The following is a 23,700-nucleotide window of genomic DNA, read 5'->3' on the forward strand; positions in this document are numbered from 1 at the left end:
GCGACTCAGCCTTCGCTTATCCCAGGGTTGGGAGGGCGGCCGGGGCGCACTCAATCCTGACCGGAACCTCCGCGTCCACGAATTTCACTTCACCATCAAGCTGATAAGGCAGGGGCTCGAGTGTAGTGAAGGAATAGCTTTTCACGCTGGGCTGTTCCCCCAAGCCTCGAGTTGCGGCCCGGATGGCCAGCAAAAGCACCCGCCACTTTGCCATATGGGGAAAGCTGATCACTTCAAATCTTCCATCGGCGAGATTGTCGTCGGCCTCGCTGAGTGTGGCGTACTTCGCCATCTCGGTGATGTTCGCGAGTACGAGGCTGTCGAATTTTCGATGCTTGCCGTCCGCATTGCGTATTTCGAAGGGCTGGTGTCTTGAGAACGTCCGCATCACGGAGGCTATTTCCTTCAGGGCACCTTTGCTGCCCTTTTCCAGGTCCATAGCCATAACCGGTGTCAGCCCGAATCCGACGTAGGAATGTGCGTATTCTGCGGTCGAGTCCCGTCCCCGGCCCGTATGGACGCGCAACAAGTCGATGCTTCGCACCCTGCCCTCCGCGATCGCTTCGTCCAGCGGCCTGGTGCGGGTTGTCCGCCGGTGATCGTTGGCGTTCCCGGCCCCGAGCACTGCGCATACGGCTCTGGGGTTGCCGGCCTGCATCACGCCGTTCACCACCTCGTTGTACCCGCCGTCACCGCTGACAGACACCACCAATACGTGCCCGGCGCCGCGGGCAGCATCGCGTGCCAGCTCCACCGCATGGCCAGCATGGCTAGTCGGCTGGAGCGTGATGTCGACGTCGTAGGTGAGGCTATCTTCCAACTGGCGGCAGAGCCGCTCCGCCAACCTTGGGGCATCCCCGGTGCTGTTGGGATTGAAAATGATAACGATCGATTCGAAGGTTCTTGCAGAAGTCATTGCGTCTCCAGATATTCGTTCGTAATGCCCGGTCAGGCCGGTTCCGCGGTCAGCCAGCCTAGCCGGGCGTTCAATTGCTACGCGCGCCGGCCGACGGCGGGAATCCCGCATCGCATTATGGGGTGGGGCTGGGGGCGGGCGTCGGTGGTTGTGTAACAAGTGGCGCGGTCTGTACTGGTGCAGGGCTGCAGGCGATACCGGGGTTGGGGCTGGCCCGGGTGCCGAGGGGGTTGCCGCTGGGCCGGCCGGGGCAAGCTGGCCCGGAGTCGAACTTGGCACTGGGCCCGGCGTTGCACCGGCGGGAATCGTGGGGGCTGACGAGGGCATGCCGGTGGGCGACTGCGTGGCGGGAGTGGCTGTTCCGTGAGTTGCGGAGGGATCTTCCTGAATGATCTTTTGGATCCGGTTCTTATAATCGGACAAACGTGCCTGAAGATCCGAAAGGGGTACATCACGGATGTTGGCGCTGAACTGCCGGATTTCGTCCCACACCTTCGCCAGTTGGTCCATTCCTGCGGGGCTCAAGGGCCCGTCGAGGGTCAGGACAAGCTGGCTGGCCAGAGCATAGCTCAGGCACTGAACACAGTTGTAATTTGCGGCTGCCGACAAGTTCTGAGGGACGATGACATTGGTTTGCCCTGCGATCAGCACTACCTGGAACGCGACGGCGACCGCCCCGCAGTCCTTGCAACTCGCGAAAGCGTAGGCCTCATTCGTGTTGAGTGCCGAACCGTCTTCCACCCAAACGAGGGCGAATGCGACGTCGTAAACCACCGACCCGTCGCGGGTATTCACGGCAGGGCCTGGTTCCGCCGTCGCCTGGGGGAAGCGGCTTGTCGAATGGGAAAACCCAAGACGGTGCCGGCGCCGGTCCGGCTCCCTGTTGCACTTTCGGAACCAGCACCATGGCAAGCTGCGGGTGGTCCGCCGTCGGCCGCGAGCTACCGGAAGGCCAGATCGCGGCCAATTCTCCTTGTCCGCCCTGTACCAAGCCGCCCGGCTTCGCCGCCACCGAGGACAAGGCATCAATGACGGTGCCGTGCTCGTATGGTTGGATCGGCCGGTAAGTACGGCCGCTCGGCCACCAAGCCGCCACCAGCAACGCCGCGATCAAAACCCCGGCGATCACTGCGGCACCGCGCCGCCCAGGCCGGTTCCGGGTCTTGCGCCACAGCGCCATGGCGCCCTGCCGCAGCATACGGAACAAGATGAAGAAGATACCAAGAATGGGCAGCGCAACAGCCAGGATCATGAGCACTTGCGCTGCGACGGATGCCAAGTCCCCGCGGTTCCAGCTGTCCACGAGTGCTATCTGTCTGCGGCTGATGCTCGCCCATGCAGTGGCCAGGACCCGCGGAAGTGTGAGCACCATCATCACGAGGCTGGAAAGCAGCATGGGAACTACGATGAGGACCCAAAGGCTGACCACAGCACGGGCCCACGGCTTGAGGATCTTCGACTCGGGGCGCCCCCAGCGCCAAGGCAGCAGGCCCAAGAGCGTTGGCCGGATCCGTTGAAAAAGATCCGGAACCCCCGTGACATCGGCCAGCACGTGGTAGCCATCGAACCGGACGATGGGCAGCAACTGACGGACCATCTGCAGAATCTGGGTCAAGAGCACCAAGAGAAGCGCGTCATACGCTGTAGCCCACCAGATACCCATGATGAGCACGGTAACTATCGCATTGAAATACAGGCCACCGAGATCAGTACGGACCCGTCCGGCACGCCCGAGCCGGTAGGAGTCTGTCACGTCCGTGTAAAAAGCCGGCCAGAACAGGTATAGACCGGCACCCATCACACCGGGAGCGGCTCCCCCGTAACGGGCAGCGGCGGCGTGGCCGAATTCGTGGAATCCCGCAGACAAGATTGTTACCGCAACCACGAGCAGAAGCAGAACAGGATTCTCGAAAGCGTCGTACGCAGCGGAGGCAAGGCCTTTGTCCACCAGCACCCACCAGCACACGAAAAAGAAGGCGGCCAAGACTGGCACCACCACCACAGGGTGGAATAGAGGAGCAAATGGCGCTGTCAGGCGCCTGGTGGTGTTTGGGTTCGTGATGGAAAAGCGGAAACGCAGGCTCAGCAAAGGGTTTGAGCGCTTGACCTCCGGTTGTGATCCATCCGCCAACTCCAGCAACCCCAGAGGCCGAAGCTGGGAATCGATCAGACTAGCGATGTTACCGACGCTGACTTTTCGACCGAACCCGTCGCTTACTCCTTGGGCAATCTCTTCCAAACTCTTGCGGCCGTCAACCGCGGACAAGACAAGATAAAGCAGCCGGGTCAGCTGCAGCGTCTGACCATCCGCACGGCGGACAAGGGCAGGCGGCTCGCGGTAGCCGGAACCCTGCATCTCCCCGATCAGGTCTACGCCTTGCGCCCGTGCCGGGGGAATCTGATCCGTTGGCTGCCCCGGTGGCGCCGCCAAACTGCCTTGGTTCGCCGGCCCGCCGGGAGACACCGTCATCGTCGCTTAGTGCTGCAGGTCGGAGTGCTGGTTCGACGTAGCGGTCGCCGCACCCGTGACATGCTGGTTGATGACCGCGTCCTGCTGTGCGGCAGCAACCGCGTTGCTGTCAATTGATCCAATGTTGGCCGCCACACCGGCATCGATCGGGGCGGCGACGTTCGCGTTCGCCGCAACAGCACCGTTGATCGGGGCGTCAATGCCGGCATTCGCATCCAGCTTCACGTCCACGTTCAGTAGGTTCCCGTTCACAGCGGCCGGACTTGCCACCGCCTGAGGGGCCGGAGCGGCTTGCGGAGTGCTGGCCGGCGCCGCCGCATGGCCGATGGTGCTGTCCTGGGTGGAATTCGCTGTCGCGTCAGCATTGATCCCCTGATCGATCAGGGCGCTCTGATGGGCCACACCGGCGGCAGTCGAGCCGAACGACAGAACATTCGCAGACGCCGACGCGTCAATCGGCGCCGCAACGTTGGCATTGGCAGCAACGCCCAAGTCGATCGGGGCCGCGGCCTGAATGCCCAGATTCAAGTCCGCATTAAGGTCAAGGATGGAAGCCACCTCCTTGTCCGGCAGAGCCGTAATTGCCTCCGCAGCGAGCTCATCCGCGGACAGGCCAAGTTCCTGCTCTTCGTTCATGACAACTCCGTTTCCGGCGCAAGAAACCTTCCAAGCGCGCTTTCGAGTACTAAACAAGCAGCCCGAGCTGCATCAGCAACCCGGCTACATCGGGCAGTCAATGGAACGACCGTGCGGCGGGAACGCCCCACCCCAAGGGTCACCCCGCACAAATACTAAGGGTACTGTCGAATTTTTGCCACCAGACCTGCCGAGGCTTTCGACTCCCCGGGCCCAAGAGCCACCGACCTATCGCGTGGGCATGCCAAAAGAACTAAGCTTGCTTATCATTGGCGGTTTCGATCACCGGAGTCGTCGGAATTAAGAGGTGGATCACGAGTTTGAAACAGGAATCGGCACTGACCCAGGGCCCGCTCCAGGCGAATACGACGTCGCGGGGCGGCTTCCGGCCCCGTAGACCCGGGCGTCGGGCGGCACATGCCGGGAACGAAAAGTCTTCAGCGACGGAGTCCGGGACCGAGCCCGAGGAACTGTTGGTCCGGGGTCTCCATTACACGAAGCAGATCCGGCAGGCCGAGGCGCTCAGAGCGCGGGGTGAATTCCGCGCGGCCTTGGACCTGGCATTGGAGTGTGTTGCGGCCGCCGAATCAGATCTCGAGGCCCGGCGAATGGGCGCTACCGCGGCGAATGAGGGGGCACTGGGACCTCCCCAACCCTCGGTCACGTGGCTCGCTTGCCAACTATGCCGGGAGCTAGGGGAATACCGGCTGGAGGCAACCCTGATCGAAGGATGGCTGGCACACATGCACGCCGGTCCGGGACAGGATTGTGACGGGGCCGGCGAGCAGATGAAGTGGAGGCTCGCCACAGCGAGGGAGTTCCTTCGAACGGGGCCGGGACCGGCCTGGCGACCGGGCGAACAGCAAATCCCGGTCCTGTAGCTGGGTCGATCATCCAGTGACGGGCACCCCGGAAGCGGCCGGGCGCCATCCGGACCGTTTCTTGGGAGGCGCACGGCAGCCTCATCATGCTAAGTTTGCTTAGTATTGTTCGGCCGCCGGAATTCCGGCGGAAGCCTATCGAGGAGGACACCATGGGTTTGGGCGACAAGATCAAGAACACGGGCGAGAAACTGACCGGTAAAGCCAAAGAGGGCGCCGGGGAAGCAACGGACGACGACGGCCTGAAGGCCGAGGGCAAGGCCGACCAGGGCAAGGCTGACCTCAAGCAGGCCGGGGAACACGTCAAGGACGCGTTCAAATAAACACCCGCATTATCTGCTGACGGAGGAGGGGCGCACAACGGTGTGCCCCTCCTCCGTCCCCATACCCTGCGTGATCCCCGGGCTACTCAGGTAACCGATACAGCCAGTTACTTCCCGACGGCCGCTCCCCGAGAGCGGGACCGCCGTCGGAACGGGATTGCCGGCAAGGTCCGGCCCCGGACTCCGCCTCCCAGGTCCGGGAAAGTAAGGGTATTAATGAACATCCAAGCCGACCGCGGCAACACAGTTCCTTTCCTTGCCGGCAGATACCAGGTGCACGAGCGCATCGGCTCCGGGGCAATGGCGACCGTATACCGGGCAACAGATCGGCTCCTCAGCCGGGATGTAGCTGTCAAAATCCTCACGCGGCCAGCCCATCGCGGGGGCACGGCCGGCGAGAATGACGATGAAGTGAAAATCCTTGCCCGCATGCAGCATCACGGACTGGTCACCCTGCTCGATGCCGGGGTGGACCGCAACGAGCCCGGTGAGCCCCGGGTCTACCTGGTGATGGAGCTGATTGAGGGACCGGACCTGAAACAGCACCTGGCCCGGGGACCCCTTGGCCCGCGCCACACAGCACAGATTGGGCATGACCTCGCCGACGCTCTGGCCTACATCCACCGCAATGGCGTGATCCACCGGGACGTCAAACCAAGCAACATCATGATCTTTGACTACCATCAGGACGCCACGAGGATGCGCGCGAAACTGACCGATTTCGGCATCGCGCTCATCGCGGAAGCCCCGGAAGATGTCGACGGCGGCCTGCTGGGGACAGCGGCCTATCTCAGTCCGGAACAGGCCCGCGCCGAACCCGTCACTCCGGCCAGCGACGTCTACTCTCTTGGCTTGGTGCTCCTGGAGAGTCTCACCGGAAAAGTAGCCTTCCCCGGGGATCCGCTGCAAAGCGCCGTTGCCAGGCTGATTCCAGGACCCTATCATCCCTGCGGAAATAGATCAGGAATGGAAGACCCTTCTGGCCGCCATGACCGCAGCGGACCCGCAGAACCGGCCGACCGCACGGGAAGTGTCGCTGGCGCTGTACGACCAGGCCACAGCAGGGCGGGGCAGACACAAAGTGGACCCCTCCATCATTCCCGGCGATGAACCAGCACGCATGGCCGCCGTTCATGAGTACCAAGTTCTGGACACCCCTCCTGATGGCACCTACGACAAAATCACTGCCTTGGCAGCCAGACTCTTCAATGTCCCCGTAGCAATCGTGAGTATCGTCGACCACGACCGGATCTGGTTCAAGTCCCACCACGGGACCACCGTCGAGCAGATCGACCGGGACCCGGGTCTGTGCGCCTCAGCCATCCTCCACGGCGATGTCTGGGTCGTAGAGAACGCGTCCGCTGACCCCCGGACACTCTCCAATCCCCTCGTCGCCGGGGATTTTGGTCTCAAATTTTATGCAGGGGCCCCGCTCAGGACCCGCCAAGGCCACAACCTCGGAACCCTGTGCATACTCGACGTCGCCCCGCGGACCATGTCCCCGGCTGACACGACCACCCTCCAGGACTTAGCGGGACTGGTCATGAACGACCTGGAACTCCGCCTCGAAAACCGGAAAACGGCACAAACCGTTCCGGCCCCTTGATCCCGGGATCCGCTCCTGGCCACGAATCCGGCCCGGCGGGCATCAAAAATTTCAAAAACCCCCTTGCTTCACTTTCACACCCAGTGCTATAAAAAATCTATACCAGCCACAACAGATAAGTGGGCTGGACCGAACCGAAAAATGATCTGCAAGGAGGAGACCATGCTGATGCGCACCGACCCGTTCCGCGAGCTCGACAGGCTCGCCCAACAGGTTCTCGGCACCACTGCCCGGCCGGCGGCCATGCCCATGGACGCCTGGCAGGAAGGGGAAGAATTCGTCGTCGCGTTCGACCTGCCCGGAGTCGCCGTCGAATCGGTGGACATCGACATCGAACGCAACGTCCTGACCGTGAAGGCCGAACGCAAAGACCCGGCGGGGGAAAATACTGAGCTGATCGCCGCCGAACGGCCCCGCGGCGTTTTCAGCCGCCAGATCATCCTCGGCGATGCCTTGGATACCGACGCGGTCAAGGCCAGCTACGACGCCGGAGTGCTGACACTGCGGATACCGGTGGCCGAAAAGGCCAAGCCGCGCCGGATCGAGATCGCATCGGAGAAGAACCAGCGCCAGGCAATCAACGCCTGATGCCCAGCGCCAGGGTCCGCAAGACCGGGAGCATTGGACCGGCCGCCGGAAGAGTAAAAGGGCGATGCACAGAGTAGCCACGCCACCGCGCCAGTTGCGCACCGAAGAAAGCGGCCCCCGACGATGCCTCCCGCAGCGATGGTCCCCGGCCCAAACGGGCCGGGGACCATCCCAACATCTTTGGCGCCCCTGCCCTGCCGTGCTGCCGGGCACGGACAGGACAAAAACAGCGGAAGCCCGCACCATGACAGAACACAGCCCGGACCCTTACGAGATTCTCCATTTGGATCCCGCAGCGACGGCCGGTGACCTAGCACGCGCCTACCGAGCGCTGATGCGCACCCACCACCCCGACGCCACCCCGCCCGAAGCCACGCCCGCAGAACGGCAGTCCAGGGCACAGGAACTGCCCGACATCATGGACGCCTACGCGCTCCTGCGCGACCCCGCCAAGCGGGCAGCCCATGACCGGCAGCGGCACAGCCCTCCCTTGCCGGAGCCGGCACCACACCACCGCCTCCACGCCTCGTCCGGCGCCGCCCTGATTATCGGCCCGGTGCGATGGGAAAGCCGCGCCGCTCCCGCTCACAGCCAACGTCCCGGCGGCCCGCCGGACCCATCCTGCTGGACCCTGATTCGGCCAGCACAGACTGAATCCCCACCCGCACCAGAGGGATACCGGATTCTCTGGTGGATACACCGATGAATCCGACACGTAGTGCGCCTCCCGGCCGCACCGGCCACCACCCCGACTGGAAAGGAAACAGCCATGAGCCCCTGGCACCCGTACGACGAGCAGCTGATGCCCGCATTTTACGAGCGGTTCGAAGAACGGTGGGGCAACGGCACAGCACCGTTCCTGGACCCGGAAATTCACGAAGAACCGTTGCCCCGGGCCCAGTGGATCAACCCGGACACCGGTGCTGCGGTAGCAGTGGTGCCCATCTGGGCCGAAGACCCCCGGCGCCGTTCCTTCGGCGTCTTCTACCTCCCGCCCGCCGGAGACATCTGGGTACTGCGACCCGGACACACCGCATACACGGAGGCAGGAAAAACGAATACCGAAGAACAAATCACCCTCCGCAACGACTCCTTCAGGAAAGCCGTCAACCACGCGAAAGAATTCATCTACGGCACCCAGCTATAGGGTAAATCGGTTGCTCAATTCACCGGTCGCGGGCAGTGCCAGCAGGGGGTCTTGCCGCCTGTACAGAAAGAGTCCGTCCTCGATGTCATGGTGTACTTCGGCCAGTCCGTGTCATTTATAAGTATACTTACTAACGAATGCCCTAGGCTGCCGGCCGGGGCACGCAAACAAAAAAGGGAGACTCACATGTTGCTTTGGATAGCCATCATCATCGCCGTTCTCTGGCTTCTCGGCTTGCTCGGCGGCATCGGCGGCGGGCTCATTCACCTGCTCTTGGTTGTCGCCGTGGTCGTTTTGATTTTCCACTTCGTCCGCGGCAGGTCACGCGTTTAGGAATCTAACCGCCGCGCCGCCCCCTGCCTGGGCTTGGGCCCTGGCAGGGGGCGGATTCCAGCTGGGTTGGAGCCGCTTCCTTCCCCAAGAATGCTTTGCAGCGTTCCTGGGGAAGGAACTGGCTCCAGTCGCGGGTCAGCTCCGCTCCCCCGGCCGCGCTGGGCCCCGGAATCGGAAGCCCTGTGGGCGTACGGATTCCCCTCCTACTGCTGGACCTGGGCCAGGCTCCGGCCAGTTACGTGGCAATGAAACGCACCCGGGTCGGGCTGATTGACCTTCCCGACATGCCCACCGAACAGCAGGAAGCAAAGTTCGGGTCGCTGCATTGTTGAAAACAGGAAAGTTTTAGTCCCGGGCCTGACGGTGAAGGCTGCGGAGGTCCAGTTCTATTTCACGACCATTCACATGAACGACCATCTTTGCGTCTACCACGCCAGCGGCGGAAAGATAATCCATGAGAGTCGATAGAAGCATGTCCTCCAGTCGCTCCGTCTTCGAGACCACGCTCTGATCTATCCCGAGCTTCTGCGCCAGATCGTTCTGGGTCAGCTCCGCCGTTTTGCGTATCGTGGCCAAATTCAGCAAGTCATAGTGGGGCCACTCATCCCTTCAGGGAATTGTCATCATGCTCGACATCAGCACCGGTGAGTTCCGGCGCCGCCCCAGCAATAGCGCCACCCAAAGCGGTCGACAAGAACACGACCGCGGGAATCCCTTTGGCAGGTGTCAGTTCAGAGGCATGGCATGTCAACGTTTTTCATCGTTTCCGTGGGGTGGACCTTGGACAGAAATCGGGGCGCTTCCGACCCGGTCTTCGCTGATTTCAGCACCGCCCCCACGAGGACACGGTCGAGCCGGACTAACGGCCACCTAGCCGGATTCCCAAAGCACTCGTGCCGGCGATCCTGAAATTCGGATGCAGCAACACAATGCAGCTTGACGGAAGGTCCATTATCGCCAGTTAAACTTCGGGACTTGAAGTAGCTGCCAGGGCTCCCATTCAATTGCGCGGACGGTATCTGGCAGCAGATCAGGAAACACGGGTGCATCTTGCGGAATCCCTTGCAATCTCAGGAGCCGAACTCGATTCCTGTGCGCGCGCGGCGCGTTGCGGCGAACTGGATAGCCGGGCACTTCCCCTCCTGGCGGAGGAGCTTGATACTCAGCCGAAGCAGTTCGCGGTCGGCTACCTGAGTGTCCTCGCGGGGGTGCTGCTTGCTGCTGAAGCCGTAAAAGAAAGGGCTACTTCTAAGTGAAACCTGGACGACGACGTGAACCACGTCAGCATCCAGACGTTGAGCCCTTGGTCCCAACGTAATGACGCAACCAGATATCTGTGCCAAGAAAACTGCGTCTTTGCGGTACGGCCAGCTCTTCCACATTGCTGAACATGTGGGACAGCCGCTTCAGCCACCGTTAGAACCGCCAGAATCCTACGACGCTCGGCAAGGCCGCTTCAACGGGGCAGGAGTTGGTCAATCGCCGATAACAGCGCATATGGCGTTTTTGTAGCCGACGGCTTCACGAGACCTCGTCCTTCAGGCGCCCGAACAGAAACTGTTTGCCTAGACATCCTCCGAATCAAAGTCCGTGTGCTCATTGGGTTCGGCCCATTCGAGTGCGGCGACAAGGTGGTCTTCGGCCGGGAGAGCGTCTCTTTCTGCAACGGGGAGTTTGTCGTAGGTGCAGGCGGCGACTGCCATGGGGGAGGTGGAGCGGCCCAGGCTGTAACGGACGCTGCGGTCATTCTTCGTACCGCAAATCAGGATCCCGATTGTTTCATTGTGATGGTCCCGGCGGAGCGTGTCGTCGACGAGGGCTACGTAGAAGTTCAACTTGCCGGCCCATTCCGGCTGAAACTTACCTGCTTTAAGTTCGATGACGACGTACCGAAGCTGTTCTATGTGGAAGAACAGCAAATCGACGTAGTAGTCGTCGCCATCGACGTCAAAATGTACTTGCCGCCCGACGAAGGAAAAGCCCGGCCCGAGCTCCCGCAGGGTTTCGGTGATTCTGTTCGTTAGGGCGTTCTCGAGGTCCCGTTCGGCGACTTCACCGGACAGGCCAAGGAACTCGAAGTTGTAGGGGTCTTTGGCGACTTGTTGGGCGAGCTCCGAATCTGGTGCAACAAGCTGTTGCACAAAGTTCGACGGAGCTGCCCCGGTGCGTTCCATGGATTTGCTCATCATCATGTTCAGGAGTACGTTCCTGGACCAGCCGTATTCGACGGCCGCCGACGCGTACCAGGCCCGTTGCGCCGAGGTTTCCGCTTTGTCCAACAAGACGGTGACGTGGCCCCACGGCAATTGTGCAACAGGCTGTTGCACAATTGGATCCGGCCATGCGGCTGCGAATCCGCGCATGTAGAAAAGATTGCGGTGCGACAGTCCCTTCATCTCCGGGAACTCCACCCGTAGGTCCGCTGCCAGTCGTCCAATGACCCCGCTCCCCCAGCTTTCGATTTCCTGGCGCTCTCACGATCGCCCGCCCGATGGACCAGTACAACTCGACAAGCTGGGTGTTGACTGTTCGCAGCGCCTTGGTGCGCGCTTCCCGGACCCGGTTCTTGAGCTCGACGAGGAGCTCTGGGTAGCCGGTAGGGAGGGCAAGATCGCGGGTGTCCGTCATGACTTCGATCCTACCGACCCACGAGGCGCCGGCGGCCTAGCACTCATTTGCCCGGCCGCGTGAGCTGACAGCATTAGAGCACTACGGAGAGATCGACGGCAGCGGCACGGTTAAGAAGTGCGAGCCTCTGGCCGACCGAGTCGATCTCCGTCATCATTTCGACCAGCTTCCGTCCCTTGCGCCTGGCATCCTCCACGCTCCATAGATTCGCTCTCCGTCGCCTTCGGGAGCGCCCCGGACCATTCGGCAGGGGCCGCAACACACGGCCAGATCCTCCGCGCTGGCAGCGTTTTCATCCAATACGTGGGGTAAACGTGGGGTGGGTTCAGATCTCGCCGCGAAAAGACCCATCCCACCTGCCTTGACTCACGGGTCCTAGTTTTCGATCGCGTAGGGCTCCGACCTGCGGCGATGCCTTCCGCCTGGTGCCTTTTCACGCACTCATTGATGTTGTTCTAGTGTCGCGGTGTGGTCCGGCCCGGCGCGCGTCTTCGTCCCAAAACGTGGGGCTTTCGTGGGGTGGGTTCAAAACTCGCGACGAAAAAGGCCCTCCGCCCCAACGTTTCCGCAGGTCAAAGGGCCTTCACTGTGGAGCTAAGGAGATTCGAACTCCTGACCTCTTCGATGCGAACGAAGCGCTCTACCAACTGAGCTATAGCCCCTGGTCAACCGAGGGTTGCCAACTCCCCTAGGCTACAAACTTTCTCCCCGCTTGGCCAACCACGACTCGAACGTGTCCGTCCCCGTCCGTTCGTCCGGGACCAGGTTCAGCCCGCTGCGAAGATACTTGCCCGTCTCCCCGGGCAACGGAAGCTCAACCATCAGTCCGCGCTGCCCAGTAGCCTTCCGCCAGATCTCAGCGAGTTCGCGCATAGTCCGGATGTCCGGTCCGCCGACGGTTCGTGTCCGGTGATGCTCAACAGAAGCCTCACTTAGGGCCTCTACAAGCAACTCGGACGCCACATCCGACGGCGAAATCGTTTGAAAGCGCGCGCCCTTGAAGACCGGAATCAGGCGCACTTTCGCTCCGGCTTGGAAGACCGACGCCGCGAGGCTGTGGAACTGCGTGGCCCGCACAACAACCGTCTCAAGCGCAGAAGTTGCGTAGACCCGCTCTTTGTCTGCTTTGGAGACGTAAAACGCCGCCTTGCTCCTGTCGCAATTGATGATCGAGAGGAGAACGGCCTTGCGGACTCCGGCATCAGCGGCCACGGCAAGCAGTCGGGCGCCGCCGTCGGAGAATTTTTTCCGCGCCTTCCCGAATTGCCCTTCCAAGCAATCGATCACGACGTCGACTCCCTGAAGAGCTTCCGCGAGCCCAGCGCCTGTGGTGACATCAGCCTGGAAGTAGCGGGCGCCGTCGTGGTGTGCAGGTGAGGTGCCCGACGGCGGGCGGCGGCTTAGCACCGCCACGTCAAGTCCGGCGTCGAGCGCCAGGCGGACGACTTCGCGGCCCACCTGTCCGGTGCCGCCTGCTACGCAGACTGTGGTCACAGGAGACTATGCCCGGCGGCGCTGCAAAACGTCGTCGAGGTTGCTGAGGGCGCTCTGAGGCTTGCCGTGCTGCTCCTGGACCGCCACTCCCGCGGCTGGCGCGCTAGCCGGCTTCAAGGTCGGCTTGCCGAGGGGCTTGGGAGCCTCAGGCAAGTCGAGGGGTTCGGGTGCCGGTCGAGGTGCCTTGGCGGCGTCAACGTATGTTGGTTTGGGAACGTCCACGGGCTGCCATTCAGAATCCTTGGATTCCGCCGTGAACCGGACCGTGTTATCGCCAGCGGCGACGGCAACGTTGAGGGCAGCCTGACGAAGTTCGACGGCGGTCAGGCGCGTCGCCTCGCGGGCGTGGGCTTCCGCGTCGAAAATCTCAGTGGCCGGGCGGTCCGATACTGGAGGACTTACGCGGGAACTCTCAACTGTGGGACCCATTGCATTGCGGAAGGCCCTGTTCATCTTCGCCCTGCGATCCCTGATTGCCAGCCGGCGAAGCAGGAACACGGTCCCCACCACACCGACGATGGAGACCAGCGGCAGCCAGCCCGAAACAAGGCCCAGAAGGCGCAGCACGCCTGAAACAGCCGCCGTGAGCAGCAGCGCAACGCCCGCAAGAGCAAGCGCACAGCGCCCGTATCTGACTTTGAAGACCACCGGCTCCGTTGCAGCATCACGCCGTTCGCCGGCGTCGGCCGATTGCTTGGGCAATGCGGTTGCGGTGCTCTGCATGGTCTCCATTGCTTTCTCCTGCCGAGGGGTGATTGACAGAACCACCCCGGCTTGCAGTTCCTGAGCGTCTTCGTCAATTTGATCTGCTGGCACGTCCCCGGCTAACTGGACGTGCTGGCGGCGATTCCGCAGTATGTATGGCGCAACCCAAACGATCCACAGCGCGACAGCAATCACCAGTATCACTGAGCTGCTGAGAGGGAAGTCCACAATCAAAACCGTAGAAGCAAATACGTAGGGGCCACCGCATTGCCGTCGGTGTGTCGCCGGACTGTCGGCAAATCACTGGGTTTAAGCCCGTCATTCGCCGAATGGGCTAGCTGGTTCCCCGTCTGAGCCAGGCAGCCAGCAGACCGCCGGGAACTTCCTCCGAGGTCAACGCGAAGCTCCGATGGTCGGCCCATTCTCCGTTGATGTGAAGGAAACGCTCACGGCGACCTTCGTCACGGAATCCAAGCTTCTCAACGACGCGTAGGCTGGGCCCGTTTTCAGGCCTGATGTTGATCTCCATACGGTGCAAGCCAAGCGCTGTGAAGCAATGATCAGTCGCCATGGCAACCGCGGTAGGAACAATCCCGCGACCGGCACGCCCTTGGTCCACCCAATAGCCAAGCGTGGCCATCATCGCCGAACCCCACATGATGGAGGAGACGGTCAACTGCCCGACGATTCTTGGCTCCCTGAATCCTGGGATCCGCTCGGTAATCACGAACGGAAGGGCACTCGCTTGCCGTGCCTGGGAATTGAGGGAAGCGACCATCTGCCGATAGTTTGGCAGACGCCCACCCGGAGCCGGATTGGAGGCTTCCCAGGGCGCGAGCCAATCACTGTTCCGCGAGCGGACTTCAGTCCATTCCTTCTTGTCCCGGTAATGAATGGGGCGCAAGATGAGGTCGCCGCATTCAAGCGTTACGGGCCACATGGCCGGCCCCCACACAATGAGCTACTTGTTGAGGCCGGCGGCAAAGCCCGGCAGCCACTCACGCAGACCGGGCCCAAGGTCTTCACTGTCGCACGCAAGCTGAACGCAAGCCTTGAGATAGCTGAGCTTGTCTCCGGTGTCGTACCGACGTCCGCGGAAAACGACTCCGTAGACACCGCTACCTTCGCCTTCTCCAGCGGCGAGTACCTGGAGGGCATCCGTCAGTTGGATCTCTCCTCCGCGGCCAGGTTCGGTTTTCTCCAGAACATCGAAAACCGAAGGGTGAAGTACGTAGCGGCCAATGAGGGCCAAGTTGGACGGAGCTTCCTCGACAGCGGGCTTTTCCACAAGTTGCTTGATGCGTACGTAGCCATCTTCGCCGATGTCCTCGATGTCCGCGCAGCCATAAGCGCTGATCTGGGAGGGCTCGACTTCGATGAGGGCCACAACTGATCCACCGGTCTTGTGCTGGACCTCGATCATGTCGCTGAGGAGGGTGTCCCGAGCGTCGATGAGGTCGTCACCGAGAAGAACCGCGAACGGTTCGTACCCAACGTGCTGCTTGGCACGCAACACTGCGTGCCCCAGGCCCTTGGGGTCGCCTTGACGAACGTAGTGGATGTCACCGAGATTGCTAGTAGCCTGCACCGAGTCCAGCTTGGTGGTATCCCCCTTGGCCTCCAAGGTCGCCTCCAGGGCCGGCACCCGGTCGAAGTGGTCCTCCAGTGCGCGCTTGTTACGGCCCGTGATCATGAGGATGTCGTTGAGTCCAACGCCTACCGCTTCCTCGACGACGTACTGGATGGCCGGCTTGTCGACTACCGGAAGCATCTCCTTGGGCATCGCCTTGGTGGCGGGCAGGAACCTGGTGCCGAGCCCGGCAACGGGGATCACGGCCTTGCGGACGGTGCAGTTATTGGAAGTCACCGGACTAATCTAACGGAAGGAACTGGACATTGGGCAAAAGGAACGCTGCTCGATGGAAGACAGCCTGCTGGTCCTCCGCATCGTCGCAACCGGACAGCAGCAAGAACTGGAGTGAAAATGACTTTGAAAGACGACATCCGTCGCGAGAACCGCAACCGCCGGCTCGCCTTGACGGAGCAAGAGCGCAGCGACGCCGGAGCCCGGATAGCCCGGCGCGGCCTCACCTGGGCAAATGCGATTTCGCAAGGGAAGCCGGCAACTTTTGCCGCGTACGTCGGTGTAGCGGCCGAACCGCCAACCATGCCTTTGCTTGCGGCACTCCACGAGGCAGGGCACAAGATTTTGCTTCCTGTCTGCGAACCGGAACGGCGCCTGAGCTGGGTGTATTGGACTCCGGAGACAGCTTTTGTTCGCTCAAAATATGCGCCGATTGATGAGCCTGTCGGCGAACGACACGGCGGCGACGCCGTCCAAGCCGCGGCAGGAATATTTCTTCCTGCTACTGCGGTGGACGGCGGTGGCACCCGCATCGGCCAGGGCGGCGGGTACTACGACCGGCTCCTTGACGGGCTCGACGCCGGGGGGCAACGTCCGCCGACAGTCGCCGTCGTCTACGACCATGAAGTCTTGCCCGCGAGTACTATCCCGGCCGAACCATTCGATAGGCCCGTTGCGGAGGCGCTTACCCCCTCCCGCATCGTTCGACTCACGGCGGCCGAATAAACCGGGCTTTGGGCGGATTGTTCCGTCCACCACATTCTCTGGTAATGGGTCCTGCGCCGGATGATAGAATTGGCACTCAGGCCCTGGGACTGCTAAGGACGGACTAATCCATCTTGGCGGCGCAGGACCTGCAGTTCGTCCCGGAGGAGGATCACCCGTGCCCACATATGCCTACGCCTGCAAAGACTGCGGCCATGCCTTTGACATTGTTCAGGCTTTCACAGACAGCTCCCTGTCCGACTGCCCCGAATGCCAAGGATCGTTGCGCAAGAAGTTCAACAGCGTCGGGGTTGTTTTCAAGGGATCGGGCTTCTACCGCACAGACTCACGGGACTCCAAGGGAAGCACAGTTTCTCCTGCGCCCGCCGCACCGGCGGCGGCCCCGGCTCCAGCGTCGGTTCCGGCGGCAGCCGCCAACTGATTGCGGCTTCCGGCTGAGTTCGCTGTTCATTCGAGTTCGGCTTTCCACCTGGGTTCAGTTTCACTTGCGTGCGGTTTTCCACATAGCGCAATAAAGGTCTGTCCCCGCGACTTCACGCACGGTTAGCGTGGCAACATGCCAGCGACCCCGCGTGTACCCCAAGGCGTCCATCCAGCGAGGCCCCCGTCGATTCCAGGCACCAGAAACCTCCCGCCGGTCACCAAGCCCCGCCGCCGTAATGGTTTGGCTCCCCTCGGTCGTTTCGGGCCGGCCTGGAGCATCGGTGCGCCTCCAACGCGTTCCAGCCACCACCGCTTAGGCAGTTGGCTGAACCGTCATCGCCGCCTTGTGGTTGCACTCCTGCTGTGCGTGGCCGCCGGGATCGCGGTCCATCAACTGACGCCGGCGTCGGAAAAGCGGGTGACGGTGCTCGCCGCTGCCCGGGATCTTCCGGCCGGGTCCAGTTTGGCTGATGCCGATCTCAAACCTTTCGAAGTGCTTCCCGACGGGGCTCCCGCGGGAGCACTCACCTCCAGCACTGGATACCAGGGGAAACAGCTTGCCTCACCGTTGCGGAAGGGACAGATCCCCACCGACGCCCAGCTCTTGGGTCCCGGCCTGCTCACCGGCGCTGCGCCAGGCACAGCGGCCGTTCCGCTGCGAATGGCCGATCCCTCGTCAATTCAGCTTGTTTCGCCGGGTCAATTGGTCAATGTTGTACTGACGGCGGCAGACGGGCTTGAAGCAACCGGCAGGAAATCCGAAGTCGCTGGCTGCAGCCGTCCCCGTCTTGTGGACGTCCGCGCAGGGAGGCAAGGCCAGCCAGTGGCTAGGTAATGGCGAGTCTGACGGCCTCGTGGTGGTTGCGGCGAATCCGCAACAGGCCGAATTCCTCGCCGGAGCTTCCACCCGCGGAAAATTGTTCTTCGTCTTGGTCAGTCCTGCCGGCAATCGACAATTCGAAACTCCTGCAGGATCGCCAGGATCATCGTGGGACCTTCAGCCCCAATGCGGAGGCCTTTGCTCCTTGAGCCAGGCGTCGTGATCGTAACCGGACTCATCACCCCAACGGCGTGGATCATCCTCGGACGCCTTTTTGGGCAAGATGCCATCTCCCGCCGGCTTCCGCTCCGCTGCGGACTCCACTTCAGTTTTCTCCGGTTTGTCCTCACCGGCAGCAGGCTCCGCATCCGCCGAGGTCGAGTTTGGGCTGATGTCCGCAGGCTGCGTAGCCGAAGTGTTCTTGTTTTCCGCCATGGTGCTTCCTTAGGGAACAGCTGGTCCCGTGCCAGGGCCTTGGGTGCCGGGGCCTTGGGTGCCGTCGAGCTCTGCCGGAGCGGGCTGCTGACTGTCCAGTTCCAATTGTTCAACATCCATGTCCAGGAATCCATGCTGGACGGCGCCATACGAAGGCGCTACCGGCTTCTCCAGCCCCAAATAGGAGCCAATGCGGTCCGCGCAGGACGATGGATCCGTGAACACTTCGATGGTCCACAAGGACATGTAACGCCAACCGAGGCGTTCCAAGAGTTGGGGCCGCAGCCTGCTGCGTTCCCTGACGCTCATGCGGCGGTATCGCTCTGTGCCGTCCGATTCGATGGCCACCGGGGTAGGCATTTCGGTGTCATCACGTCCAATGGTGTGCACCGGGTCAGCTGCGGCGGCGATGTCCAAGGCTCCGTCATAGTGGTGCCACACCCGGGCCCCGCGGGCACGGAGTCGCTCGCCCAAATCCGCCACCAACGGATCCTCGCCGAGAGCTTGTTCGCTGGCCGCGGCCCTCGTGGCCGGCGTCCCAGGTCCGAATTACCCGAAAGTTCGCGGTCAAGGAGTTCGTGGAAATCAACGGCCCCGTGGGCCAGCCTGTCGAGGTCCAGGTCCTCCGGACGGAAGCAGCTCAGCACGTGCAGCGATCTCCGCGAACGGGTCATCGCCAACGCAAACTTGTTGCGGCCACCTTCGACCGACAGCGGTCCGAAACTGTGCAGCGCCCGGCCATGCGGAGTGCGCCCGAAACCCAGCGAGAAGATGATGTGGTCCCGGACCAGCCCCTGGGCGCGTTCCAAATCCACCACGCGGAAGGACTCGGCACCGGCGTTGAAAAAACCGGACATCAGCGGATAGTTGGGCAGTTGGAGCCTAATGGCTTCGCCGATCCTTGCCGCGTGTCGCAGGCTTGCCGTGACCACGGCCAGCGAAGTCCGGGGCCGAAGCTTGGCGTGTTCAAAAAGCAGGTCAACCACGCGGTTCACTTCGGCGGCGACCGATTCAACGCCCTCGTGGTCCGAACCCGGCAGACCGGTCCCATCCGGGATGTACTCGACCACTACCGAGCGGTCCAGCCCCGTGACGGATTGGCCGTCAGGCAGCCGGCGCAGGCCGCCATCGTAGTAATTCTTGCTGAGCTGCAGCACGAGATCTTCATCAACTGCCCGGTACACCCAGTTCAGCTGCCACGTCGGCAAGACCCGAGCCAACGCAGTGAACGCGCTGTCTACTGTGTCGTGGCTCGCGACGCCCGCCATTGGAGGCTCCACGGCCACGCTGAACGTACGGGCATTGGCGATCTTCGCGTCACCAAAGGCAATTACTTGTTTGGCCCGGGCGATAGCCGGCAGCACAGCCTGCAAAGATGTGGCCTCGGCGTCAAGAATTACGACGGCATCGAATTTATGCTCCGCAGGCAAGAGCCCGGTCAACAGGTACGGGCTGATGGACCACACCGGCACCAGCCGGGAAACCAAGTCCGGAGCCCTGGGCGCTGAGGGCCGAGAGGGTGACGCGACCATCCTTGATCAGGTTTCGCAGGAGCTCGGCCTGGCGGGGATGCTCCGTGATTCCAGCCCGCCACATTTCAGCGAGCCTCCACCGCAGCCGCGCGGCGCCGCTGGCAATGTGTGCGTGGTCCGCAAGTCGGTACTCTGCTTCGAGCCGCCGGAGCGAATCACCGTCGGACATCGCAAGGTAGTCGTCACCGCTGATCATCGCTTCAAGGGCGGACTGCCACCACGCAAGATCCAGTTCTGCGCCAACGGCCTCGGCGGGGACTTCACGCTCAGCCAAATCCGCAAGAAGCTCACCGAGTCCGTGCTCGCGCATGTTCTCGACCAGAAGGGTTCGCTCCGGCAGCGTCTCCAGGGTTCCTGTGTCGGCCACAAGACGCTCAAGACGCTCCATCAGTCCTTCATAACGGGCCGCGTGGAGGTCACCGCCGTCGGCCGTGTGTTTCAGGCAGTCGCCCAGACGGCGGAGAACGCGGTCCAGTTCGCGGTAGCTCGCGCCCAAGTCTGCGAGTCCGGAAGGTACTGCGGGGTGACGCTGGGTGGTGGCGTACCCGGCCCAAAGCGCCCGCTGCTCCTGGACAAGTGCCAAGGAACTGTGCAGATCCAAAATATGGACGCCGGGCCGGACATATTCTTTGGCCACGCGACGCAGGCGCGAGCGCTGCATGGACGGCATCTCAACGCCCCGCTCACGGCGCCAGGCGGACGTAGCAGTAGCGGAAATCAAATCGTGGACAGGGCGGTCAAAAATGTCCGGGGTGAACTTGTCCAGGCTTTCCCGCACCGCCATCAACAGCTCAAGTTGCGCACCCCATTCGGCAAAGTTCGCCCCGAGCCGGATTTCGGAGTGCTCCGCAGACCTGGTTCATGAGTTCCCGCAGCTGCGGAAGTTGTTCCTCGGCTGTCCTGGCCAGTTGCTGGGCTTCCTCGGTTTCCTTGCGGGTGACCAAACGCGCCCCGTACCAAGGGCTAGAGGTCGACGCACGGCTGAAGCTGCCGAGTTCGGCGGCCCGGCGCAGTCTTTCGGCCAGCTCCGCGCGATCTTTGATGTTGTCCAGCACGCTGCGTTTCAAGCGCACAGTCGTGGCAGGGGCAGGCTGGATGGAGGTCAGCTCCGCGAGCGACTGCATTGCCTGATACGGCGAGCACCCCCACCTCTGGCGAACGTTGTGCAAGGACGCGACGTGATCCATCAGCGCATGACGGTGCTCGGTCAAAGTCTTGTGGAGGTTCGCAAGCTGCGGCTCCAAGGACTTCTCGTTGCGGATGATCGCGCTGACCAACTGGCCCTTGAGCTGCTGCGGCGTGGCGCCGTTGCCCGGCCTGAACAGCATCGACTCGAGGCCCAATGCTTCGAAATTGCCGGCGAGGCCGTTGAGGCTCGCTCTCCTGTCGCCAACCACCAGAACCGACTTGCCCTCGTTGACAAGCGCGCCGATAACGTTGATGGCGGTTTGGGTCTGGCCGCTGCCTGGCGGAGTGCTGACCACCAGCGAATCGCCTGCCCGGGCGGCATCGACGACGTATTGCTGGTCCGTATCCGCATCCAGGAGCAGCGACTCCTCGGCAGGGTCGCGTTCGTCAAGGTTCGCGAACCGCCCGGACTTGATGGGCTCGGGTTCGACGTCCCCGCCATTGGCGACATCAAACAGGGATGCAACAACGCTGCTGTTTTCGTTGATCCAAGGGTCGTCCAGGTTACCGGACAGATCCGCCAAGGTTGTTACGAGGAGATTGTGCGTTACCTCGGCACCATGGATCGGCTGGATCAGGGTGGCAAGACGTTCAAGCACGGGCTGTGGATCCAGCCTGGCGGTGTTGTATGCCATGCGGCTCACGGCATTGACGTCGAAAACAATTCCATGGACAGTCTTCAAGTGCCTGACCAACGCGGGGTTGATGCCGGCTTGCTCCGTGAGCTGCAGCTCATAGTCATCTTCGCCGGGCCGGGCCGTGAGCGAGATGGCTGCCAGCATGACGGGAGCGGAGACTCTCTGGGGCTTTCCTCCGACTGCCGAGGTCCACACGACTGTTCCGCAAGACAGGTAACCGGCGTCGATCCCCCGCTCGTTACCCAGTTCGAAGATCTTCGAGCGAAGGTTCCTGGCAGCACGCGCGGCAACAAGATACTGCTGGCGGTCCCTGATCAAGGTGGAAAGGCGCGTTCGACGTCCGGCAAGGAGCTGAGCAAGGCCTGACGGGTGGCCGCTGCTCAGGTCAATGGACCCTTCCGGCGTCTTGACGAAGCGCAGCATGGTGTCCGCGCCAGTCACAGGTTTGAGCCCCGACAGCCATTTCCGAAGCTCTGCTGAGCTCTCTTCGGGGGTTTGACCTACTGACACCGCTGCCTTCTTTTCTGTTCTAGCTCGAGACGACTTGGACCAAATCGGCATACTTTCGAGGGTAGCGGGAATCGGCCTGCTGTCCGATCCGCAACACTGGTGGAAAGGCAAATTACCCCTGATTTCAGGGGAAATACAAAGTGGCCGGCCCTGGAAAGAGACCGGCCACTCAGAATGCTATTCCCACTCGATGGTTCCCGGTGGCTTGCTGGTGACGTCCAGCACCACGCGGTTGACACCGTCCACCTCGTTGGTAATCCTGTTGGAGATCCTGGCGAGGAGGTCGTAAGGGAGCCTCGACCAGTCGGCCGTCATGGCATCTTCGGAAGACACGGGACGCAGCACGATCGGATGTCCGTAGGTGCGTCCGTCACCCTGTACGCCGACGCTTCGGACGTCTGCCAGCAGTACCACCGGCATCTGCCAAACGTCATTATCGAGCCCGGCTGCCGTGAGTTCGGCGCGCGCGATGGCATCTGCCTTGCGTAGGAGGTCCAGCCGCTCTTTGTTGACTTCACCGACAATGCGAATACCAAGGCCGGGGCCCGGGAACGGCTGGCGTCCAACGATTTCCTGCGGCAGGCCGAGCTGTGCGCCTACTGCACGGACCTCATCCTTGAACAGAGCGCGGAGCGGCTCAACGAGTTCGAACTGCAGGTCCTCGGGAAGGCCGCCGACGTTGTGGTGGCTCTTGATGTTCGCGGCACCTTCGCCACCACCGGATTCGACGACGTCCGGGTACAGCGTGCCCTGGACGAGGAACTTGATGCTCTCGCCTTCAGAGGCAGCTTCGGCGATGATGGCCCGCTCTGCTTCTTCGAACGCACGAATGAACTCGCGGCCGATGATCTTGCGCTTGGTCTCGGGATCGCTGACACCGGCCAGGGCGGACAGGAAACGCTCCTGCTCGTTAGCGACATAAAGCTTGACGCCGGTTGCGGCAACGAAGTCGCGCTCAACCTGTTCGGCCTCACCTTCGCGCAGCAAGCCATGGTCCACGAACACGCAAGTGAGCTGATCGCCCACGGCACGCTGGACGAGGGCAGCGGCAACGGCCGAGTCGACTCCGCCAGAGAGGCCGCAGATAACCTTCGAATCGCCGATCTGCCGACGGATCCGGTCCACCTGCTCTTCCAGGATGTTTCCGGTGGTCCAGTTCGGCTTCAGGCCCGCCCCGTTGAACAGGAAGTTCTCCAGGACCTGCTGGCCATGTGCTGAGTGCTTGACCTCCGGGTGCCATTGCACGCCGTAGAGGTGCTTCTCCTCGTTTGCAAAGGCAGCTACGGGCGCACCCGCGGTGGTCGCCAGGACCTCGAAGCCCGCCGGGGCTTCATGAACGGAATCTCCGTGGCTCATCCACGTGTTCTGGGAGTCCGGCACGCCCGCAAGGATGGAGCGTGCCTCGCCGACCGTGGTGGCCTCGGTGGAACCGTACTCGCGCATACCCGTCTGGGCGACCTTGCCGCCGAGCGCGTTGGCCATGGCCTGAAAGCCGTAACAAATACCGAAGACCGGCACGCCTGCTTCGAAAAGGTCTGCGCCAACGCTCGGGGCACCCTCGGCATAAACGCTTGAAGGTCCGCCAGAGAGGATGATCGCTGCCGGGTTCTTGGCCAGAAGCTGCTCGGTGGTGAAAGTGTGCGGAACAATCTCCGAGTACACATTCGCTTCACGGACGCGGCGGGCAATCAGCTGCGCGTACTGGGCACCGTAGTCAACAACCAGCACCGGCTTCTGGGAAGTCTGAGCTTCAGAACTGAAGGGTGCGGTGGGAGTAGTCACCATGACAGCCTACTTTGCCGGGATGCCCCGGTGCACCTTGAAGAGGCTCATGAAG

23 protein-coding genes, 1 tRNA gene and 2 pseudogenes are annotated in these 23,700 nt (G+C 62.2%); 11 read left to right on the top strand and 15 right to left on the bottom strand.

Annotated features, from left to right (window positions below; translation table 11 throughout):
* Nucleotides 1-16: 16 nt before the first annotated feature.
* The 3 genes from ACF0H6_RS06360 to ACF0H6_RS06370 form a co-directional block, all read right to left on the bottom strand.
* Nucleotides 17-916 (bottom strand): diacylglycerol/lipid kinase family protein, encoded by a 900-nt coding sequence (locus ACF0H6_RS06360; protein ID WP_395248898.1) that lies wholly within the window; start codon nt 914-916, stop codon nt 17-19.
* Nucleotides 917-1,625: 709 nt separating this feature from the next.
* Nucleotides 1,626-3,386 (bottom strand): hypothetical protein, encoded by a 1,761-nt coding sequence (locus ACF0H6_RS06365; RefSeq protein WP_395248899.1) that lies wholly within the window; start codon nt 3,384-3,386, stop codon nt 1,626-1,628.
* 6 nt (nt 3,387-3,392) lie between these two features.
* Nucleotides 3,393-4,022, bottom strand: coding sequence for a peptidoglycan-binding protein (locus ACF0H6_RS06370; RefSeq protein WP_395248900.1), 630 nt, complete (start codon nt 4,020-4,022; stop codon nt 3,393-3,395).
* Between the two features lie 320 nt (nt 4,023-4,342).
* Here ACF0H6_RS06370 and ACF0H6_RS06375 point away from each other — a divergent pair, with 320 nt between their 5' ends.
* From ACF0H6_RS06375 to ACF0H6_RS06410, 8 genes are all read left to right on the top strand, one after another.
* Nucleotides 4,343-4,903: a hypothetical protein gene (locus ACF0H6_RS06375; protein ID WP_395248901.1), complete on the top strand. Its 561-nt coding sequence runs from the start codon at nt 4,343-4,345 to the stop codon at nt 4,901-4,903.
* Between the two features lie 152 nt (nt 4,904-5,055).
* Nucleotides 5,056-5,226: a CsbD family protein gene (locus ACF0H6_RS06380; protein WP_395248902.1), complete on the top strand. Its 171-nt coding sequence runs from the start codon at nt 5,056-5,058 to the stop codon at nt 5,224-5,226.
* Nucleotides 5,227-5,442: 216 nt separating this feature from the next.
* A complete protein-coding gene (locus ACF0H6_RS06385) occupies nt 5,443-6,336 on the top strand; it encodes a serine/threonine-protein kinase (protein WP_395248903.1) in 894 nt (297 codons plus the stop codon).
* On the top strand, nt 6,308-6,832 hold the full coding sequence (locus ACF0H6_RS06390) for a GAF domain-containing protein (protein ID WP_395248904.1): 525 nt from the start codon (nt 6,308-6,310) through the stop codon (nt 6,830-6,832). The genes ACF0H6_RS06385 and ACF0H6_RS06390 overlap by 29 nt, the downstream gene beginning before the upstream one ends.
* Before the next feature lie 162 nt (nt 6,833-6,994).
* On the top strand, nt 6,995-7,420 hold the full coding sequence (locus ACF0H6_RS06395) for an Hsp20/alpha crystallin family protein (protein ID WP_395248905.1): 426 nt from the start codon (nt 6,995-6,997) through the stop codon (nt 7,418-7,420).
* Between the two features lie 244 nt (nt 7,421-7,664).
* Entirely contained in the window at nt 7,665-8,126 is a 462-nt protein-coding gene (locus ACF0H6_RS06400; RefSeq protein WP_395248906.1) for a J domain-containing protein, read from the top strand.
* A 63-nt stretch (nt 8,127-8,189) separates the two neighbouring features.
* The gene (locus tag ACF0H6_RS06405; RefSeq protein WP_395248907.1) at nt 8,190-8,567 is read left to right on the top strand and encodes a hypothetical protein; all 378 of its coding nucleotides are present in this window, start codon (nt 8,190-8,192) and stop codon (nt 8,565-8,567) included.
* A gap of 186 nt (nt 8,568-8,753) precedes the next feature.
* Nucleotides 8,754-8,900 carry a lmo0937 family membrane protein gene (locus tag ACF0H6_RS06410; protein WP_395248908.1) on the top strand — a complete coding sequence of 49 codons (147 nt, stop codon included), beginning with the start codon at nt 8,754-8,756 and terminating at the stop codon, nt 8,898-8,900.
* A 345-nt stretch (nt 8,901-9,245) separates the two neighbouring features.
* Here the strand turns inward: ACF0H6_RS06410 and ACF0H6_RS06415 are convergent, their stop codons facing one another.
* From ACF0H6_RS06415 to galU, 9 genes and pseudogenes are all read right to left on the bottom strand, one after another.
* Nucleotides 9,246-9,485: an XRE family transcriptional regulator gene (locus ACF0H6_RS06415; protein ID WP_395248909.1), complete on the bottom strand. Its 240-nt coding sequence runs from the start codon at nt 9,483-9,485 to the stop codon at nt 9,246-9,248.
* 485 nt (nt 9,486-9,970) lie between these two features.
* Nucleotides 9,971-10,180, bottom strand: a complete 210-nt coding sequence (locus ACF0H6_RS06420) for a hypothetical protein (RefSeq protein ID WP_395248910.1) — start codon at nt 10,178-10,180, stop codon at nt 9,971-9,973.
* Nucleotides 10,181-10,465: 285 nt separating this feature from the next.
* Nucleotides 10,466-11,528: pseudogene (locus tag ACF0H6_RS06425) on the bottom strand (YhcG family protein).
* A 73-nt stretch (nt 11,529-11,601) separates the two neighbouring features.
* Nucleotides 11,602-11,724, bottom strand: coding sequence for a hypothetical protein (locus ACF0H6_RS06430; RefSeq protein WP_395248911.1), 123 nt, complete (start codon nt 11,722-11,724; stop codon nt 11,602-11,604).
* Between the two features lie 393 nt (nt 11,725-12,117).
* Nucleotides 12,118-12,190 (bottom strand) — tRNA-Ala (locus tag ACF0H6_RS06435).
* Nucleotides 12,191-12,221: 31 nt separating this feature from the next.
* Complete coding sequence (locus ACF0H6_RS06440; RefSeq protein ID WP_395248912.1) at nt 12,222-13,022, bottom strand: SDR family oxidoreductase; 801 nt, start codon at nt 13,020-13,022, stop codon at nt 12,222-12,224.
* Between the two features lie 6 nt (nt 13,023-13,028).
* Nucleotides 13,029-13,754, bottom strand: coding sequence for a hypothetical protein (locus tag ACF0H6_RS06445; protein ID WP_395248913.1), 726 nt, complete (start codon nt 13,752-13,754; stop codon nt 13,029-13,031).
* 307 nt (nt 13,755-14,061) lie between these two features.
* On the bottom strand, nt 14,062-14,667 hold the full coding sequence (locus ACF0H6_RS06450) for a GNAT family N-acetyltransferase (RefSeq protein WP_395248914.1): 606 nt from the start codon (nt 14,665-14,667) through the stop codon (nt 14,062-14,064).
* Between the two features lie 21 nt (nt 14,668-14,688).
* Nucleotides 14,689-15,594, bottom strand: coding sequence for a UTP--glucose-1-phosphate uridylyltransferase GalU (galU, locus tag ACF0H6_RS06455; protein ID WP_395248915.1), 906 nt, complete (start codon nt 15,592-15,594; stop codon nt 14,689-14,691).
* A gap of 117 nt (nt 15,595-15,711) precedes the next feature.
* Here galU and ACF0H6_RS06460 point away from each other — a divergent pair, with 117 nt between their 5' ends.
* The 3 genes from ACF0H6_RS06460 (at nt 15,712) to ACF0H6_RS06470 (ending at nt 17,575) form a co-directional block, all read left to right on the top strand.
* Complete coding sequence (locus ACF0H6_RS06460; RefSeq protein ID WP_395248916.1) at nt 15,712-16,317, top strand: 5-formyltetrahydrofolate cyclo-ligase; 606 nt, start codon at nt 15,712-15,714, stop codon at nt 16,315-16,317.
* A 157-nt stretch (nt 16,318-16,474) separates the two neighbouring features.
* Nucleotides 16,475-16,738, top strand: a complete 264-nt coding sequence (locus ACF0H6_RS06465; RefSeq protein ID WP_395248917.1) for an FmdB family zinc ribbon protein — start codon at nt 16,475-16,477, stop codon at nt 16,736-16,738.
* 135 nt (nt 16,739-16,873) lie between these two features.
* On the top strand, nt 16,874-17,575 hold the full coding sequence (locus ACF0H6_RS06470; protein ID WP_395248918.1) for an SAF domain-containing protein: 702 nt from the start codon (nt 16,874-16,876) through the stop codon (nt 17,573-17,575).
* Here ACF0H6_RS06470 and ACF0H6_RS06475 read toward each other — a convergent pair.
* From ACF0H6_RS06475 to guaA, 3 genes and pseudogenes are all read right to left on the bottom strand, one after another.
* Nucleotides 17,568-17,696, bottom strand: coding sequence for a hypothetical protein (locus ACF0H6_RS06475; RefSeq protein ID WP_395248919.1), 129 nt, complete (start codon nt 17,694-17,696; stop codon nt 17,568-17,570). The two genes, ACF0H6_RS06470 and ACF0H6_RS06475, sit on opposite strands and share 8 nt — an antisense overlap.
* 41 nt (nt 17,697-17,737) lie before the next feature.
* Nucleotides 17,738-21,914, bottom strand: a pseudogene (locus ACF0H6_RS06480) (AAA family ATPase).
* 126 nt (nt 21,915-22,040) lie between these two features.
* Complete coding sequence (gene guaA, locus ACF0H6_RS06485; RefSeq protein WP_395248920.1) at nt 22,041-23,648, bottom strand: glutamine-hydrolyzing GMP synthase; 1,608 nt, start codon at nt 23,646-23,648, stop codon at nt 22,041-22,043.
* Nucleotides 23,649-23,700: the final 52 nt, after the last annotated feature.

It is taken from the genome of Arthrobacter sp. NA-172, from assembly GCF_043952055.1.
GTDB lineage: Bacteria > Actinomycetota > Actinomycetes > Actinomycetales > Micrococcaceae > Arthrobacter.